Origin of the sequence: Blastococcus sp. TML/C7B (assembly GCF_016612845.1) — a bacterium.
Taxonomy (GTDB): Bacteria; Actinomycetota; Actinomycetes; order Mycobacteriales; family Geodermatophilaceae; genus Blastococcus.
Window position 1 is genome coordinate 1,436,607 of the sequence record NZ_JAEOAA010000001.1, and the last position, 16,413, is coordinate 1,453,019.

The 16,413-nt window shown below is 76.1% G+C and carries 16 protein-coding genes and 1 pseudogene; 12 read left to right on the plus strand and 5 right to left on the minus strand.

All coding sequences use genetic code 11. The features are described 5' to 3' along the window. Positions 1-734 precede the first annotated feature (734 nt). A complete protein-coding gene (locus JKP76_RS06985; protein ID WP_200490109.1) occupies positions 735-1,679 on the plus strand; it encodes a hypothetical protein in 945 nt (314 codons plus the stop codon). Then, positions 1,679-2,647: a hypothetical protein gene (locus tag JKP76_RS06990; protein ID WP_200491314.1), complete on the plus strand. Its 969-nt coding sequence runs from the start codon at positions 1,679-1,681 to the stop codon at positions 2,645-2,647. The genes JKP76_RS06985 and JKP76_RS06990 overlap by 1 nt, the downstream gene beginning before the upstream one ends. Positions 2,648-2,678: 31 nt before the next feature. Here the strand turns inward: JKP76_RS06990 and JKP76_RS06995 are convergent, their stop codons facing one another. Continuing rightward, the gene (locus tag JKP76_RS06995) at positions 2,679-3,242 is read right to left on the minus strand and encodes a type 1 glutamine amidotransferase domain-containing protein (protein WP_242471214.1); all 564 of its coding nucleotides are present in this window, start codon (positions 3,240-3,242) and stop codon (positions 2,679-2,681) included. Between the two features lie 79 nt (positions 3,243-3,321). On the opposite strand from JKP76_RS06995, the gene JKP76_RS07000 reads away from it, so the two are divergent. The 6 genes from JKP76_RS07000 to JKP76_RS07025 all read left to right on the plus strand — a co-directional run bounded on the left by JKP76_RS07000 (position 3,322) and on the right by JKP76_RS07025 (position 7,934). Further along, on the plus strand, positions 3,322-4,068 hold the full coding sequence (locus JKP76_RS07000) for a hypothetical protein (protein WP_200490111.1): 747 nt from the start codon (positions 3,322-3,324) through the stop codon (positions 4,066-4,068). Continuing rightward, positions 4,065-4,883: a pyrroline-5-carboxylate reductase gene (gene proC / locus JKP76_RS07005; RefSeq protein WP_200490112.1), complete on the plus strand. Its 819-nt coding sequence runs from the start codon at positions 4,065-4,067 to the stop codon at positions 4,881-4,883. The genes JKP76_RS07000 and proC overlap by 4 nt, the downstream gene beginning before the upstream one ends. A gap of 468 nt (positions 4,884-5,351) precedes the next feature. Beyond that, entirely contained in the window at positions 5,352-5,567 is a 216-nt protein-coding gene (locus JKP76_RS07010) for a helix-turn-helix domain-containing protein (RefSeq protein ID WP_091770394.1), read from the plus strand. 250 nt (positions 5,568-5,817) lie between these two features. Then, positions 5,818-5,916 (plus strand): 30S ribosomal protein bS22, encoded by a 99-nt coding sequence (locus tag JKP76_RS07015; protein WP_012854759.1) that lies wholly within the window; start codon positions 5,818-5,820, stop codon positions 5,914-5,916. 10 nt (positions 5,917-5,926) lie between these two features. Further along, positions 5,927-7,033, plus strand: coding sequence for an NAD-dependent epimerase/dehydratase family protein (locus tag JKP76_RS07020; RefSeq protein ID WP_200490114.1), 1,107 nt, complete (start codon positions 5,927-5,929; stop codon positions 7,031-7,033). Continuing rightward, positions 7,026-7,934 (plus strand): lysophospholipid acyltransferase family protein, encoded by a 909-nt coding sequence (locus JKP76_RS07025; protein WP_200490115.1) that lies wholly within the window; start codon positions 7,026-7,028, stop codon positions 7,932-7,934. Before JKP76_RS07020 ends, JKP76_RS07025 begins: the two co-directional genes overlap by 8 nt. Positions 7,935-7,990: 56 nt before the next feature. On the opposite strand, the gene JKP76_RS20590 is transcribed toward JKP76_RS07025, so the two are convergent. The 4 genes from JKP76_RS20590 to JKP76_RS07045 all read right to left on the minus strand — a co-directional run bounded on the left by JKP76_RS20590 (position 7,991) and on the right by JKP76_RS07045 (position 12,107). Continuing rightward, a complete protein-coding gene (locus tag JKP76_RS20590; protein ID WP_309232875.1) occupies positions 7,991-8,437 on the minus strand; it encodes a DUF559 domain-containing protein in 447 nt (148 codons plus the stop codon). 604 nt (positions 8,438-9,041) lie between these two features. Further along, entirely contained in the window at positions 9,042-9,965 is a 924-nt protein-coding gene (locus tag JKP76_RS07035; RefSeq protein ID WP_200490116.1) for an HAD family phosphatase, read from the minus strand. Positions 9,966-10,057: 92 nt separating this feature from the next. After that, the gene (locus JKP76_RS07040) at positions 10,058-11,200 is read right to left on the minus strand and encodes a DUF5667 domain-containing protein (RefSeq protein ID WP_200490117.1); all 1,143 of its coding nucleotides are present in this window, start codon (positions 11,198-11,200) and stop codon (positions 10,058-10,060) included. Positions 11,201-11,312: 112 nt separating this feature from the next. After that, positions 11,313-12,107 (minus strand): sigma-70 family RNA polymerase sigma factor, encoded by a 795-nt coding sequence (locus JKP76_RS07045; RefSeq protein ID WP_200490118.1) that lies wholly within the window; start codon positions 12,105-12,107, stop codon positions 11,313-11,315. A 187-nt stretch (positions 12,108-12,294) separates the two neighbouring features. On the opposite strand from JKP76_RS07045, the gene JKP76_RS07050 reads away from it, so the two are divergent. From JKP76_RS07050 to JKP76_RS07065, 4 genes and pseudogenes are all read left to right on the plus strand, one after another. Next, positions 12,295-13,896 (plus strand): AMP-binding protein, encoded by a 1,602-nt coding sequence (locus tag JKP76_RS07050; protein WP_309229927.1) that lies wholly within the window; start codon positions 12,295-12,297, stop codon positions 13,894-13,896. After that, positions 13,886-14,146, plus strand: a complete 261-nt coding sequence (locus JKP76_RS07055) for a glutaredoxin family protein (RefSeq protein WP_200490119.1) — start codon at positions 13,886-13,888, stop codon at positions 14,144-14,146. Before JKP76_RS07050 ends, JKP76_RS07055 begins: the two co-directional genes overlap by 11 nt. 270 nt (positions 14,147-14,416) lie before the next feature. Then, a complete protein-coding gene (locus JKP76_RS07060; protein ID WP_242471216.1) occupies positions 14,417-15,076 on the plus strand; it encodes a redox-sensing transcriptional repressor Rex in 660 nt (219 codons plus the stop codon). Beyond that, a pseudogene (locus JKP76_RS07065) lies at positions 15,073-16,323 on the plus strand (glutamyl-tRNA reductase); the annotation flags it as partial. The gene JKP76_RS07060 and the pseudogene JKP76_RS07065, both read left to right, overlap by 4 nt. Positions 16,324-16,413 lie beyond the last annotated feature (90 nt).

Sequence of the window (16,413 nt, forward strand, 5' to 3'; positions counted from 1 at the left end):
CGGCGGCGTAGGTCTCGACCAGCGGCTCGGGGGAGACGTGCGCCGCGGGGGCGCCGGTGCACCACCAGTGCAGGTCCCGCCCGCCCGGACCCCAGCCGCGGCGGTCGAACTCGCCGATGGAGTCCACCAGCACGCGGGTGCCGTCCGGCCGGTCGACGTGCTCCTGCTCGCGGCGCACCGGCAGCTGCCAGCAGACGTCGGGCTTGGTGGTCAGCGGGTGCAGGCCCTCGCGCTGCGCCATCCGGTGCAGCGCGCAGCCGCCGCCGCCCGGGAAGCCTGGGCGGTTGAGGAAGACGCAGGCGCCGTCGACGACGCGGGTGCGCAGCGAGCGGACGCCGTCCTCGGCGTCGTCCGCCCCACCGGATGCCTCCGGTTCCTCGGCGGTGTCCACCTCGGTCCAGGCGCCGCGGCCCACGGGGGCCAGCTGCCAGTCCTCGTCGGCCAGGTCGGCGACGGCGGCGGTGACCCGCGCGAGGTCGTCCTCGTCGGTGAAGAACGCCCCGTGGCTGCAGCAGCCGTCGTCCGGCCGGCCCTCGACCACCCCGGCGCACCCGCGGCCGAACACGCAGGTCCAGGCGGAGGTCAGCCAGGTGAGGTCGGCGCGCACCACGTGGCCGGAATCGGCCGGGTCGGCGAACTCCACCCACTCCCGGGCGAAGTCGAGGTCCACCTCGGGGGGAGGGTCGTCCGGCACCCGTTCAGCCTAGGACGGGCATCCCCGGCAGACTGGGCGGATGCGGCTGGGTGTGCTCGACGTCGGTTCCAACACCGTCCACCTGCTCGTCGTCGACGCGCACAGCGGCGCGCACCCGACGCCGATGCACGACGACCGCTGGCCGGTGCGGCTCGCCGAGCACGTCGGCCCGGACGACGTCCTCTCGCGGGCGGGTGAGGAGGCGCTGCTCCGGTCGGTCGAGGAGGCCTGCGAGCAGGCGCAGAAGCAGGGCTGCGACGACTTCATGGCGCTGGCCACCTCGGCCATCCGCGAGGCGCGCAACGGCGAGGAGGTGCTCGACCGGATCCGCCGGGAGACCGGCGTCGAGCTGCAGGTGCTGACCGGCGAGGACGAGGCCCGGCTGACCTTCCTGGCGGTGCGCCGCTGGTTCGGCTGGAGCGCGGGGCAGCTGCTCGTGCTGGACATCGGCGGCGGCTCGCTGGAGATGGCCGTCGGCATCGACGAGCTGCCCGAGGTCGCGCTCTCCCTGCCCCTGGGCGCCGCGCGGATGACCCGGCGGTTCCTCCCCGATGCGCTGGCCGGCGACCGACCCGACCTCGCCGCGCTCGCCGCCCTCGACGCGCACGCCACCGCGCTGCTCGAGCCGGCGGTGGCGACGCTGCAGGAGGCCGGCCCGCCCGACCTCGTGGTGGCGACCAGCAAGACCTTCCGCACGCTGGCCCGGCTCAGCGGGGCCGCACCCTCGGCGGCCGGCATCCGGGCGCCGCGGGAGCTCTCGCGGACCGGGCTGGACCAGGTGCTGGGCTTCGTGTCGCGGATCGAGTCCGGCGCGCTGGCGGAGCTGCCCGGCGTGTCGGCGAACCGCGCGCACCAGGTTCCCGCGGGAGCGACTGTCGCTGCCGCCGCTCTGCGCCTCCTGGACGTACCGTTCGTCCGTATCTGCCCGTGGGCGCTGCGTGAGGGAGTCATCCTGCGCAGGCTGGACGCGTTGGAAGGGGCGTGATGGCCGGAACGGACTGGAACCCCGACACGGGGGGTCGGCCGCTCGCGGAGATCCTCCGCGAGGCGGGCATCGACACCTCCCGCGCCGCCCGCCGGCGCCGCTGGGACGAACCCGACGAGCCGCCCGTCGTCCGCCAGCGCCGTCCGGACGCCGAGCCGGCGGCGGAGCGCCCGAGCCTGGGTCGTCGGCGCAGCGACGCCGACACGACCGCGACAGGTGCTCCCGCCTCCTCCGCCCGGGCCGGCTCCGCACGCGCCGGTGCGCTCCAGCCCAGCCCGTCGCGCTCCGGGGCGGGCGCCGGCTTCCCGCCCGTCCGCCCCTCCGAGGACCGGCGCGCGGTGGCCGGCCCCTCGACCGCCGCCATCCAGGGCTTGCGCGCCGACCGCTCGCCGGCCGTTCCGCACCCGTCGGCCCCGCTGCCCGACATCCCGCTGGGCGCCCTGCGCGGCGACCGCGTCGCCGAGCGCAGCTCCGACCGGGACACGGGCCGGGTGACCGGCCGGGACACGGGCCGGGTCTCCGGCCGCGCGGTCGAGCGCGACAGCACCCGTGACGGCGCCCGCGACACCGGGCGCACCGGCGTCCGCGGGCTCCGCCCCGGCCAGCGCGCCACCGGGCGCGAGGAGCACACCTCGACCGGGCCGATCCCGGCCGTGCGCACCGGCGACGTCGACGACCTGCCCGGGGAGGCCGGCCCGCTGGCCTGGCTGCGGTTCGCCGGCGAGCTCGTCATCGCCCTCGCCGCCGGCGTCGGCGTCTTCTTCGCCGCCACGCTGCTGTGGGAGATGGCCCCCTACGTCGCGCTGCTGCTCGTGCCGATCGCGGTGACCGCCCTGGTCGCGGGCGTCGGCCTGTGGCGGCAGCGGCAGGGCGAGGAACCGGTGGGGCCGCGACTGCTGGCGCTGCTCGTGCTCGCGGGCACGTTGCTCACGATCGTCCCCGCGGCCCAGCTGCTCGCCGCGCGCTGAGCGCGCGCGGCGAGACCGCCGGCGTGCCCGCTCAGGCGGTGGCGTCGGCCTCCGCGTCGTCCTCCGCATCGTCCCCGGCGGCAGCGAACTCCTCGACGATGGCCGCGCCGAAGGCGTCCAGGTCGTCGGGGTTGCGGCTGGTGATCAGGTTGCCGTCGACGACGACCTCCTCGTCCACCCAGGTCGCGCCCGCGTTGCGCAGGTCGGTCTGCAGCGAGGGCCAGGAGGTCATCCGCCGGCCGCGGACGACATCGGCCTCCGCGAGCACCCACGGCGCGTGGCAGATCGCCGCGACCGGCTTGCCCGCGTCGAAGAACGCCTTCACGAAGGCCACCGCGTCGGCGTCGGCGCGGACGAAGTCGCCGTTGATGACCCCACCCGGGAGCACCAGGGCCGCGTAGCCGTCGGGATCGGCGTCGGCCACGGTGATGTCCACCTTCTTGGTGTCGCCCTTGTCGATGTGCTCGTAGGCGGTGATCGTGCCCGCCTCCAGCGAGACCAGCTCCGGCTGCGCACCGGCCTCCTCCAGCGCCTGCCACGGCCGGTCGAGCTCGACCTGCTCGACGCCGTCGGTCGCCAGGACCGCCACCCTCATCCCGTCCAGTTCTCCTGCCATGCAGCCGCCGCTACCCGGGGCCCCGACGTCACACACCCCCGCGCACTACGGTTCGACCGTGTCCCTGACCACGCGCCGCGCCGTGCCGCGACCGGTCGAGGCGCCGGTGCTCGGCCGCCTGCTGACCGGCCGGCTGGTCGCCGGCCCCGGGGTCGGCGACGCGCTCCGGGTGGCCACCGGCCTGGCGGCCGAGGGTCGCGCGGTCGCGCTGGAGCACCGCCCGGGTGCGGCGGACGACGTCGCCGGGGAGCTGGGCGCGCTCGTCGCCGGCGCACGGGCGGCCGCGGTCGGGGACTGCGAGGTCACCCTCCCGGTCGACCGGCTGACCGAGGTGCCGGCGCTGGCCGCCGACGCCGCCCGGGCCGGGCTCGGCGTGGCGCTCGAGGGCTCCAGCGCGCGCGTCGACGCCCTGCTCGTCGAGCTGCCCGCCGCGCGGGCCGTCGTCAGCAGCGGGGAGGCGGACGCCGTGGGGCGGTGCCGCGCGCTCGCCGGGGGGCGGGTCCGCCTGCGAGCGGGGCGGGGGGCGGCCGCACGCCGGGCCTTCGTGCGCTGCCTCGACGTCCTGATGGCCGGCGACGGCGCACCCGCCGTCGCCACGAGCGACCCCCGGTTGATCGCCGTGGCCGGGGAACGGGCGGCCTGGCACGGCCGCACCTACGACACTTGGGAGCACGTCATGCCCTGGAGGATCCGACCGGCCGAGCAGCAGCGGATCGCCGCCTCCGGCGCCGCCCTGCGGATCGCCGTGCCCTCGGGCCGCGGCGCCGTCGCCGGCCTCGCCGCCACCGCCGGGGGCCTGCGGTGAGCGCCCCCGCACGGCGCGGCCTGGCCGTCATCGGCGGCGGGCGGATGGGGGAGGCGCTGCTCGCGGGGCTGGTCCGGCGCAGCGGCCCCGCCGACGTCGTCGTCTGCGAGCGCGACGAGAACCGGGCGGCCGAGCTGGCCGGGCGCTACGGCGTCGACGTCGTCGACCTGGCCGGGGCGGCCGACCGCGCGCGGGTGCTGCTGCTCGCGGTCAAGCCGCAGGACATCGAGGTCCCGCTCGGGCTGCTGGCCGGGCACGTGGATGCCGACCACCTCGTCGTGTCGGTCGCCGCCGGTGTGACCACGGCCCGGATCGAGGCGGCGCTGGCCCCCGGTGTGCCGGTCGTGCGGGTCATGCCGAACACCCCCGCGCTGGTCGAGGAGGGCATGAGCGTGCTCTCCGCGGGCGCGCACGCGACCGACGCCCACTTGGACGAGGCGGAGGGGCTGCTGTCCGCGGTCGGCCAGGTGCGGCGGGTCCCGGAGGCGCAGCAGGACGCGGTCACCGCGCTCTCCGGCAGCGGGCCGGCCTACTTCTACTACCTGGTCGAGGCCATGGTCGACGCCGGTGTGGCCCTGGGCGTGCCGCGCGAGCTGGCGACCGACCTCGTCGTGCAGACGGCGCTGGGCGCGTCGGTGATGCTGCGCGACTCGGGCCAGGACGCGGTCGCCCTGCGCGCCGCGGTCAGCAGCCCGAACGGGACGACGGTCGCCGCGATCGAGCAGTTCGACCGGCACGACGTGCGGGCGGCCATGGCGGCGGCGGTGGCGGCGGCGCACGCCCGCTCGGTGGAGCTGGGCGCCCCGCGCGGCTGAGGCGTGCGGGTCCGGTGACCGGGCCGGGACGACGGTGACCGGTGTTCCGCCTGTCGCCTCGTCGTACTCACTCCGAGCGAGCGGCCGAGCACATTAACGTGTCGGTGTCGACAAATCGAGCACTCTGCGTCGTGTCGTCGTCACACGGTCGCGTGACGCGCCGAGCTACTTGTCGATCCGGCGACATAGGTGCACATCTGCCCAGGACGGATCGGTCCGTCTGTTCGATTCATCCATCGCTCCAGTCACGCACGCCCCTTACGCTCGGTGTCAGTTCATGCGTGTTCAGTTGCCGGTGGGGAAGCCGGCGCCACGACGTGGACCAGGTACCGGAGACGAACAATGACCATGCCCCAGCGCCACGCCGCCACCGTCGTCCGTCCGGGTGTCCCCGGTCAGCGTCCGATGGGCCGTCCGATGCAGGCCTCGGCCGTCGCCCGCCCCGTGCCCGCCGCCCACCCGGCCGCCATGCCCCTCGGTCGCCCGAGCGTCCCGGCCCCCCGCGCCGCCGTCACGTTCCTGACCGTCGCCGAGGTCGCCGCGATGATGCGCGTCTCCAAGATGACCGTGTACCGCCTCGTCCACGCCGGCGACCTCTCCGCCGTGCGCGTCGGCCGCTCCTTCCGCGTCCCGGAGCGCGCCGTGCAGGACTACCTGCGCGACGCCTACACCGACATCGCCTGAGCGATGACACTGTCGTCCTCCGGACGACGACCGCGGCCACGAGCCGTCCCCCGGGACGGCTGAGCCGCACCGTCGCGCCTGCGCGGACCCCTCCGGGGCCCACTCGGCACGACACCGCTCCGCGAGATCCCGGCCTCCCCGACAGCGCCGTCGGGGATCCGGCCGGTACGCTCGGTCGCCGGGCGACACCGGGGTACGGCCCCGGAGTCGCGAACGAGCTGATCATCTGCGACGAAGTCGGGAGCACCACGTGGGTTCTGTCATCAAGAAGCGGCGCAAGCGGATGGCCAAGAAGAAGCACCGCAAGCTGCTGAAGAAGACGCGCGTCCAGCGACGCAACAAGAAGTGAGCTGACGCTCGTGCCGCCCGCGGTCGTCCTCGTCACCGGTGTGAGCCGGTGGCTGGGTGGAGCGCTGGCGGCCGAGCTCGCGGCCGACCCCACCATCGAGCGGGTCATCGGGGTGGACACCGTGCCACCCTCGCCGGCCGTGCTGCGGCGGCTCGGGCGCACCGAGTTCGTGCGGGCCGACATCCGCAACCCGCTGATCGGCAAGGTCATCGCGGCGGCGTCGGTCGACACCGTCGTGCACATGAACATCAGCTCGACCCCGGCCGGGAGCGGCGGGCGCACGCCGATGAAGGAACTCAACGTCATCGGCACGATGCAGCTGCTCGCCGCGTGCCAGGCCGCACCCTCGGTGCAGCGGTTCGTGCTCAAGTCGACGAGCGCCGTCTACGGCGCCTCCTCGCGCGATCCCGCCGTCTTCACCGAGAAGATGCACGCCCGCCAGGTGCCCTCGGGCGGCTTCGCCAAGGACAGCGTCGACATCGAGGGCTACGTCCGCTCCTTCGGGCGGCGCCGGCCCGACGTCGACATCGCCGTGCTCCGGTTCACCAACTTCATCGGGCCGCGGATCGACTCGCTGCTGACCGGCTTCCTGCGCATGCCCGTCGTCCCGACGGCGCTGGGCTACGACGCGCGCGTCCAGCTGCTGCACGAGGACGATGCGCTGTCGGTCCTCACCCGCGCGACCACCGGCGACTTCGTCGGCACCGTGAACGTCGGCGGCGAGGGCACGCTGCTGCTCTCCCAGGCGATCCGCCGGCTGGGCCGCGTCGAGGTGCCGATCCCGACGCCCGCGCTGGGCTCGGTGGGCCGGATCTCGCGCCGCTTCGGGTTCGTCGACTACTCGCCCGAGCAGATGCGCTTCCTCAACTTCGGCCGCGTCGTCGACACCACGGTGCTGCGCACCGACTTCGGCTTCACCCCGCGCTACTCGACGACCGAGGCGCTGGCCGACTACGCGACGACGGTGCCGCCGGTGGTCTCCCCGGGCCTGGTCGAGTCGACGTCCTCGCGGCTGCGCGCCGCGCTCGGCCGGGTGGGCGACACCGCCGCTGCGGTCGGGGAGCGGCTGCGCCCCGCTCCGCCCGCACCCGGCCTGCGGGCGGTGCAGGATGCCTGAGGCCCGGGTGATCCCGCTGCGGCCGGACGACGACGAGCCGTTCGTGCCGCCTGCCGCGTCCCCGAGCTGGGAGGACCAGCTGGCCGGCGGGCTGGACTTCCTGCGCCGCCGCGTCACCGGCGAGTACGAGACCGACGAGTTCGGCTTCGACCCGGACCTCACCGACCACGTGCTGCTGCCGATCCTGCGGCCGTTCTTCGAGAAGTGGTTCCGCGTCGACACGCTCGGCCTGGAGAACGTGCCGGACACCGGCGGGGCGCTCGTCGTCGCCAACCACTCCGGCACCATCCCCGTCGACGCGCTCATGACGACGGTCGCGTTGCACGACGAGCACCCCGCACGGCGCCGGCTGCGGCTGCTGGGCGCGGACCTGGTGTTCGAGCTGCCGTTCTTCGGCTCGCTGTCGCGCAAGCTCGGCACGACGCTGGCCTGCAACGAGGACGCCGAGCGGCTGCTGACCGAGGGCGAGCTGGTCGGCGTCTTCCCGGAGGGCTTCAAGGGGATCGGCAAGCCGTTCTCCGAGCGGTACACGCTGCAGCGGTTCGGCCGGGGCGGTTTCGTCAGTGCCGCATTGCGCACCGGGGTGCCGATCATCCCGTGCGCGATCGTGGGCGCCGAGGAGATCTACCCGATGCTCGGCAACGCCCGGGTCGCCGCCCGCCTGCTGGGGCTGCCCTACTTCCCGATCACGCCGACGTTCCCGCTGCTCGGCCCGCTGGGCGCCGTCCCGCTGCCGTCGAAGTGGCTGATCGCGTTCGGCGAGCCGATCGAGACCGCGTCCTACGGCCCCGACGCCGCCGAGGACCCGATGCTGGTGTTCAACCTGACCGACCAGGTGCGCGAGACCATCCAGCAGTCGCTGTACCGCCTGCTCATGCAGCGCAAGGGCGTCTTCGGCTGATCCCGCGGGGTCGACCTGGCGCGCAAGTGCGTCATCCCGACCGTCCGGATGGCGCATCAGTGCGCCTCGTCGGCGGCCAGCAGCCGCCTGCGGGCGGTGTGGACGGCGAGGATCTCGCGACGGCAGGCCTCGGGCGACCCCGTCAGCCGCCGGTAGCTGAAGCGCAGTGTCTGCCACCCGGCGGTCGCGACCAGTGCGTCCCGCCGGAGGTCGGCCTCCCGCTGCTGCTGCGAGCCGTGCCAGGCGGCGCCGTCCAGTTCGACCGCCAGCATGGACTCCTCGACGGCGGCGTCGAGCAGGACCGTCGTCCCGGCCACGACCAGCCGCCGCTGCTGCTCGAAGACGGGCATGCCCGGGCCGCGCAGGACGTGCAGGCACCCCCAGATCTCCAGCTCGCTGCGGCATCCGTCGGCGAGCAGGTCGACCAGGCGCCCCAGCTCGGCGCGGCCGGGCAGGCGGGGCTGCCGGGCCAGCTCGCGCCGGAGCTCCGCGGAGGGCGGCACAGCCGGCGGCGCACCGCCTCGATCGCGGCGGCCCGCACGACGGGGCGGTCCGGGGTCGACGCCCAGCTCGCAACGACGGCCCGGGCGGGCGGGACGACGTCGAGGCCACCGGCTCGCATGCTCTCGAGCCGCCCCGGCGCGCGGTGGACCACGACGCCGGCCGGGCCCCGGTTGCTCGAGCCGCGCGTCACGGTGAGGTGCACGGGACCGGGCGGGTGCTCGACCAGGCCCCACAGCGCCAGTGCGGTGACGTGGCTGGCGACGGCGTCCCGCCCATGCAGCGCAGCGGCGGCGCGGACCCGCCAGTCCCGCGCGGACGACGGCAGCGCGAACACCGCCGGTGCGAGCCGGACGAGCCGCCCCGCCGTCACCCAGCGCTCGAGGGTGCTGCGGCTGACCGCGTCGAGCAGCGCGTCCCGGGTGGTCCACCCGGCCGCGCCCACCAGCGCTGCTGCGTCGCAGACCACGCCGTCCAGCCTCGCGGAGGACCGGGGCCGGTGGCCGGCGCGCGCAGGATCTGTGGACGGCGGTCAACCGGGCGCGCCGATGCGTCATCCAGACGCGCCGAATGCGGCATCTGCGCGCCACGTCGGCGCGGGTGCGCTCACCAGGGGAGCTTGTTGCGCCTCCGCAGGGCGACGGCGCCGCCGACCAGGCCGCCGGAGAGCGCGGCCGCCGCGACGGTGGGGACGCCGATCTTCGCCGCCTTCCGGCCGGTGCGGAAGTCGCGGATCGTCCAGCCGCGGGTCCTGGCGACGGCACGCAGCTCGGTGTCGGGGTTGACCGCGACGGCGGTGCCCACCAGCGAGAGCATCGGCAGGTCGTTGGCCGAGTCGCTGTAGGCCGTGCAGCGGGTGAGGTCCAGGCCCTCGCGCTCGGCCAGCGCCAGCACCGCCTCGGCCTTCGCCGGCCCGTGCATCAGCTCGCCCACGAGCCGGCCGGTGTACTGCCCGTCCACGACCTCGGCGACCGTCCCGAGCGCGCCGGTCAGGCCGAGCCGGTGCGCGATGATCGAGGCCAGCTCGACCGGGGTCGCGGTGACCAGCCAGACGCGCTGGCCGTTGTCGAGGTGCTGCTGCGCGAGCGCCCGCGTGCCGGCCCAGATCCGGTCGGCCATGAGCTCGTCGTAGATCTCCTCGCTGGCCTGCACGATCTCCGAGACCGGGCGGCCCGCGACGAACGCCAGCGCGTTCTCCCGGATGGTCAGGATGTCGTCCGGGTTGCCCTCGTTGCCGCCGATGCGGAACTTGGCCTGCTGCCAGACGAAGCCGAGCATGTCGCGGGTCGTGAAGTACTTGCGGGCGGCCAGCCCACGGGCGAACCAGAAGAGCGAGGCGCCCATCATCATCGTGTTGTCGACGTCGAAGAACGCCGCCGCGGTGGGGTCCGGCTCGACGGCGGCCGGCGGCTCGACGTCCGCGGCCGCGGCGGACGCGGCACCGGCCACGTGCGCCCGGGTGTCGTCCGGGCTCGCGTCGGCGGGCACCACGAGGAGGTCCTTGCGGCTGCGGAAAGGCAGTCGCGGCACGGGCGTCCTCCCTGGATCCGACCCGCCCGGGGAGGCGGGTCTCCGATGGGGACGACCCTAGCGTTCCCGCGCCGATCGGCCGATCCGGAGCGTCAGCAGCGGCCCACGCGGAGCAGCACCGGCAGGTCCAGGCACGGCAGCGGCAGCGGCACGTCGACCAACGGCGACGGTGCGGACGTCGCCGGCGGCGGCGCGGGCAGCGGCAGCAGACCGGGCACGTCCGGGCCCGGGACCGGTGCGGTGCTCGGCACCGGCGAGGACGACGACCCCGGCGGCTGCGGGGCGGTTGTATGTGCGGGCTGCGCGCCGCCGGGGCCCGCGGGCACCGCCGGCTGCTGCGCGGGGCTCGACGGGGCCGGCGCGGTCACGACGCCGGAGCCGGCCGACGGCGCGGACGGCGACCCGCCGGTGCCCGGCTCCTTGGGGGCCGGCGTCTCGGGCAGGCACCCGTTCGGCACGGGACCGAGCCCGTCGGTCGCGGTGGGAGCCGGACCGGCCGGGCAGGCGAGGACCAGCCGGAGGCCGTCCGCCCGCGCGCTGATCTCCCCGAGCAGCGCCAGCGAGCCGTCGACGTCGTCGGCGGCGGGGGCCGGCAGCCCGGTGCGCACGGCGCCCAGCTGCGCGGACTGCTCGACGGCCCAGCCGGACAGGTCGTCCAGGGGCGCGGCGTCGGACGTGCCGAGGGCGCGCGCGGCGAGCCAGGCGGCACCCTCCCGGGTCTGCTGGTCCATCGTCGCCAGGGTGGCCTCGGCCCGCCCGGCGTCGCCGCCGAGCGCGCGGAGCTCGTCGAGCCGGGTGCGGGCGAGGTCCAGCAGCACCTGGCCGCGGGAGTCGCCGGCCAGCGCCAGCTGGGTCTGCTCGGTGCCGCGCTTGAGGCCGTAGAGGACGTCGCCGGGGCGGGCGCCGGTGGACAGCGCGACCAGCGTCGCGAGGGAGGTCACCGTCAGCGCCGCGCCGGCCAGGCCGGCGGTGGCCCGGGTGCGCCAGCGCGCGGGGGCGTCGGAGGCGCGCGCGGCCAGCAGCCGGCGGGTGAGGGAGGGCCGGGCCGGCTCGGGGGTGCGGACGGCGGCCATCGCGACCAGCCGCTGCCGGGTGGCCGCGCGGAACGCCGGGTCCGGGTCGACCTCCAGCTGCGGCGCGAGCTCCTGCAGCATCGCGACGACCCCCGCGGCCGGGTCCTCGCCCGTGCCGGCGGCGCGACGGGCCGCTGCCGCGTCGCTCTCGTGCCTGTTCACGGGGTTCCTCCGGTCGTCCGCGCGAGGGGGCCGGGGATCGGCGCACTGCCTCGCACACACCTCAACGAGGTCGGATGCGGGGAGGATACGGCGCTATACATGTGAATCGTGGTCACCGCAACCCGTCGGGCAGGAGGCCGGCCAGCCGGCGCACGGCGCGGTGCTGGAGCGCCTTGATCGCGCCGTCCTTCTTGCCCATGATCTCGGCGGTCTCCGCCACCGACAGGCCGTGGATGAACCGCAGCACGATGCACTCCTGCTGCTCGCTGCCCAGCTGCTGGACGCAGGCCAGCAGCTCGCGGTTGGTCAGATGGGCGACGACGGCGTCCTCGGGGCCGTCGGTGGCCCGGTCGGCGTCGCGCATGTCCGCCGTCGCCACCTCGAGCCGGTAGCGGCTGCTCTTCACGTGGTCGAGCACGATGTTGCGGGCGATCGTCACCAGCCAGGCGCCGACGTCGCGGCCCTGGAAGCTCAGCGAGTCGATGCGCCGCAGTGCGCGCACGAAGGTCTCGCTGGTGACGTCCTCGGCCGTCGCCCGGTCGCCGACCCGGTTGTGGACGTACCGGAAGACCAGCGTCACGTAGTGGTCGTAGAGCAACCCGAAGGCCTCGGCGTCGCCCTCCTGGGTGCGCCGCACCCAGTCCCACACGTCCGGCCCGTCGGCCGGCGGCGGTGGGGCCGCGACGTCGGCCGGCAGCTCTGCGGGTGGCTCGGCAGCGATGTCCGGCGGGGCGGTCTGCGGCGGGGCGATCTGCGGCGGTGCGATCTCCGCCGCCAGGACGGCCGGCTCGAGGGCCTCGCTGCTCGCCCGCGGATACGGCGTCGGCCGGGGGCGCGGCGAGGGCCGCGGCCGGGGCGACGGACGCCGGGCAGCGGCGGGCTGCTCGGCGTCCAGGGGCGGTTGCATGCCGGGCGGAACCTCCTCGTCGGCCCGCGGGGCATGGACCGTCTCCTCCCCGTCGGGCACGCGCGCACCGGCGCGTGAGCTGCGGGGTTCCTCTCATGGTGACAACATCGCCCCAGCCCGTCCACGTCAGCCCGCGGACGCACACCGGGATCCGCGGGCGCGCGCGGCCGGCGCGACCGGAGGAGATGTGCAGGACCTGGAGGCAGGGAGGTCGCTGGCCGCGCTCGTGCGCGCCGCGGCCCGGCGGCGCCCCGACGCGCCCGCCGTCGTCACGCGGGACGAGCGGCTGACCTGGGCGGAGCTCGATGCGGCTGTCGACGTCGCCGCCGCGGGGTTCGCCGCGCGCGATCTCGCGCCGGGCGACCGGGTCGCCGTCCAGCTGCCCAACGGGCTGCCCTGGCTGCGTGCCGTCCTGGGGGCGCTGCGCGCCGGGCTGGTCGTGGTGCCGGTCAACACCGCCTACACCGAGCCCGAGCTCGAGTACGTGCTCGCCGACTCGGGGGCCGCGCTGCTGGTCGCTCCCGGTGCGCGCGACGGGATCGGCGGGGTCCCGGTCTGCCCGGGCGCCCCCGAGGGGGAGGGGCCGCCGCCCGCGGTCGCCGACGACCCCGACGCGCTGGCCTTCCTCTGCTACACCAGCGGCACGACCGGCCGCCCGCGCGGCGCGATGCTCACCTCCGGCGCGCTGCGGGCCAACCAGGAGCAGTGCCTGGCGATGGACCCGCCGCCGGTGCGCGAGGACGACGTCGTCCTGCTGGTGCTGCCGCTGTTCCACGTCTACGGCCTCAACGCCGGCTTCGGGATGGTCGCCGCCACCGGGGCGTGCGCGGTGCTCGAGGAGACCTTCGACCCGCGCGCCACGCTCGCCGTCATGGCCGAGGAGCACGTCTCCGCGGTGCCCGGCGCGCCGCCGATGTACCAGGCGTGGCTGGCCGTGGCCGACGCCGCCGGCAGCGACACCGACCTCCGCCGCGCGTTCGCCGCCGTCCGGGTGGCCTCCTCGGGTGCGGCGCCGCTGCCGGAGGAGGTGTGGACGGCGATGCGCGAGCGGGCCGCGATCACCGTCTGGGAGGGCTACGGCCTCACCGAGGCCGCACCCGTCGTCGCCAGCACCCTGGCCACCGGCCGGCCCAAGCCCGACTGCATCGGCGGCCCCCTGCCCGGCATCGAGGTGGCGCTGCGCGACACCGCCGACACCGCCGACCCCACCGACGTCGACGCCCCGGCCGAGGACGACCAGCCGCGGGAGGGCACCGAGGAGGAGGGCCCCGACGACGGGCCGGGCGAGGGCCCCGGCGAGCTGTGGATCCGCGGCGCGAACCTGTTCTCCGGCTACTGGCCCGACGGCGCCGACGGCCCGGACGCCGACGGCTGGCTGGGCACCGGCGACCTCGCCTACCGGGACGCCGACGGCGACCTGCACCTGGTCGACCGGCGCAGCGACCTGATCCTGGTGAGCGGCTTCAACGTCTACCCCGCGGAGGTGGAGCGGGTGCTCGACGCCCACCCGGCGGTCGCGGAGAGCGCGGTGATCGGCGTCCCCGACCCGCGCACCGGCGCCGCGGTGCGCGCGGTGGTGGCGCTGGCGGCGGGGCAGACCGTGACCGTCGGGGAGCTGCGCGAGCACGCCGCCGCCTCGCTGGCCCGCTACAAGGTGCCCACGTCGGTGCAGTTCCTGGCCCACCTGCCGCACTCGCTGACCGGCAAGGTCAGCCGCGCCCGGTTGCGCGAGCTGGGGCTCACGGGCGCCGTGACCGACGACGACGAGGAGGTCGGCGGTGACGGCTGAGCCCGCCGGCCGGCTCCGGCTGCTCACCCGGGCCGGCTGCCACCTCTGCGAGGTGGCGGAGGAGACGCTCGAGCGGATCGCCGGCGAGGCGGGCGTGCGCGCGGAGGTGGTCGACGTCGACGCCGACCCCGAGCTGCAGGCCGAGTTCGGCGACCGGGTGCCGGTCGTGCTGCTCGACGGGCGCGAGCACTCCTACTTCACCGTCGACGTCCCCCGGCTGCGCCGCGACCTGGGCCTCGGGGGCGGCTGACCGGGCGGTCGGCGGCGGGGCGGGTGTGGCTGGACCGACGCCACCGACGTGGTCTCCGCCACAGCGCCACCCGTTCGGGCCGGTCAGGGCGTCGTCGCGCCGTCCGGGACTTTGTTCCGGCGTTCACAAGCGGCTACCGTGGCTGCGCGGGCACCCCGGTGCCTGCGCAGCAGAACCACCGATCCCGTCGCCGTCGTCGTCATTCTGCGTGCCCCGCCCCGCCCGGTAGCCACCGGGGTCCCGGGCGCGGCCGCTGTGGAGAGCCCGTTGATGCAGCCGCGGCCCCGGACCATCCCGGAGGCCACCGTCGCCCGCTTGGCCGTGTACCTCCGGGTGCTGACCACGCTGGCCGACGGCGGCCGGAGCACCGTCTCCTCCGGTGAGCTCGCCTCCGCCGCGGGCGTCAACCCCGCCGGGCTGCGCAAGGACCTCTCCCACCTGGGCCCCTGCGGCGTCCGGGGCGTGGGCTACGACGTCGGCGCGCTGCGCGACCGGCTGACCCGCGTCCTCGGCGTGGAGAGCGCCCGGGCCTGCGTGCTGGTCGGCATCGGCAACCTGGGCTCCGCGCTGGCCGACTACGCCGGCTTCGGCACCCGCGGGTTCGAGTTCGTCGGGCTCTTCGACGCCTCGCCGGCCCGCATCGGCCAGCGCGTCGGCGCGCTGCAGGTCCGCCCCCTCGACGAGCTCGAGGACGTGGTCGCGGCGACCGGTGCCTCCATCGGGGTCATCACGACACCGGCCGAGGTGGCCCAGCCGGTCTGCGACCGGCTCGCCGCGGCCGGGGTGAGGAGCATCTTGAACTTCGCGCCGGTGACGCTCGCGGCCCCCGCCGGGGTCGACGTCCGCAAGGTCGACCTGTCCGTGGAGCTCCAGGTGCTGGCCTTCCTCGGCCAGCAGCGGGTGCCCGCGGGAGTGGGGGAGACGGCATGAGCCTCCTCGCAGTCGGGATCAGCCACCGGACGGCGCCGGTCGCGCTGCTCGAGCAGTTCGCGATGGGCGACGACGACCGGGTCAAGGCCCTGCACGAGCTGGTCGGCGGCGACCACATCCAGGAGGCGCTGGTCCTCGCGACCTGCAACCGGGTCGAGGTCTTCGCCGAGGTCGAGCGGTTCCACGGCGGCGTCACCGACGTCAGCCGCGTGCTCGCCCGCCAGGCCGGCGCCACGGTCGAGGAGCTCTCGCCCTACGTGACGGTCCACTACGAGGACCAGGCCGTCACGCACCTGTTCACCGTCGCCGCCGGGCTGGACTCGATGGTCGTCGGCGAGACGCAGGTGCTCGGGCAGCTGCGCGCCGCCTACGCCCTGGCCCGCGAGGAGGGCACCGTCGGGCGCGCCCTGCACCCGATCGCCCAGCGCGCGCTGCGGGTCGGCAAGCGGGTGCACTCCGAGACGGGCATCGACCGGGCCGGTGCCTCGCTGGTGTCGGTGGCGCTGGACCGCGCCGAGGTGCGCATCGGCGACCTCGCCGGCCGCCGCGCGCTCGTCGTCGGGGCCGGCTCCATGGGCGCGCTGGCCGCCACCACGCTGGCCCGCCGCGGTGCCGACGTCGTCGTCGGCAGCCGCACGCGCACCTCCGCGCAGCGGCTGGCCACCACCCTCGGCGGCCGGGCGATCGAGCTCGCCGACACGGCCGACGAGCTGGTGGACGCCGACGTGCTCGTCTCCTGCACCGGCGCCTCGGGCATCGTCGTGCACACCGACACCGTCGCCACCGCCATGCAGCGGCGCGCCGGCCGGCCGCTGGCCGTCATCGACCTGGCGCTGCCCCGCGACGTCGACCCGGGCGTTGCCGCGCTCCCGGGCGTGCACGTCGTCGACCTGGCCCTGCTCCAGGGCGAGCGGGTCGCCGCCGACGACTCCGGCGAGCCGGCCCCCGGCCCGGTGGCCGCTCACGACATCTCCACCGCGCACGCGATGATCGAGGCCGAGGCCGCCCTGCTGCGCGCCGAGCAGCAGGCCGCCGCGGTCGCGCCGACGGTCTCCGCGCTGCGCAGCCAGGCCGCCGAGGTCGTCGACGCCGAGCTGCTGCGGCTGTCCACCCGGCTGCCCGACCTCGACCCGCGCTCCCGCCAGGAGATCGCCCGCACCGTCCGGCGCGTCGTGGACAAGCTGCTGCACGAGCCCACCGTGCGGGTGAAGCAGCTCTCCGCCGTCCCCGGCGGCACCGACTACGCCGGGGCGCTGCGCGCCCTGTTCGGCCTGGGCATCGACACCGACGTCGCGCGCGAGGCCGCGAGCCTGGCCGAGGCCGTCACCGTCGACCCC

Coding starts and splice junctions, on each gene's coding strand:
- JKP76_RS06985 (WP_200490109.1), top strand. CDS start 735: ATGCGGCTGGGTGTGCTCGACGTCGGTTCCAACACCGTCCACCTGCTC.
- JKP76_RS06990 (WP_200491314.1), top strand. CDS start 1,679: ATGGCCGGAACGGACTGGAACCCCGACACGGGGGGTCGGCCGCTCGCG.
- JKP76_RS06995 (WP_242471214.1), bottom strand. CDS start 3,242: ATGAGGGTGGCGGTCCTGGCGACCGACGGCGTCGAGCAGGTCGAGCTC.
- JKP76_RS07010 (WP_091770394.1), top strand. CDS start 5,352: ATGCCCCTCGGTCGCCCGAGCGTCCCGGCCCCCCGCGCCGCCGTCACG.
- JKP76_RS07025 (WP_200490115.1), top strand. CDS start 7,026: ATGCCTGAGGCCCGGGTGATCCCGCTGCGGCCGGACGACGACGAGCCG.
- JKP76_RS07045 (WP_200490118.1), bottom strand. CDS start 12,107: ATGCAACCGCCCCTGGACGCCGAGCAGCCCGCCGCTGCCCGGCGTCCG.
- JKP76_RS07060 (WP_242471216.1), top strand. CDS start 14,417: ATGCAGCCGCGGCCCCGGACCATCCCGGAGGCCACCGTCGCCCGCTTG.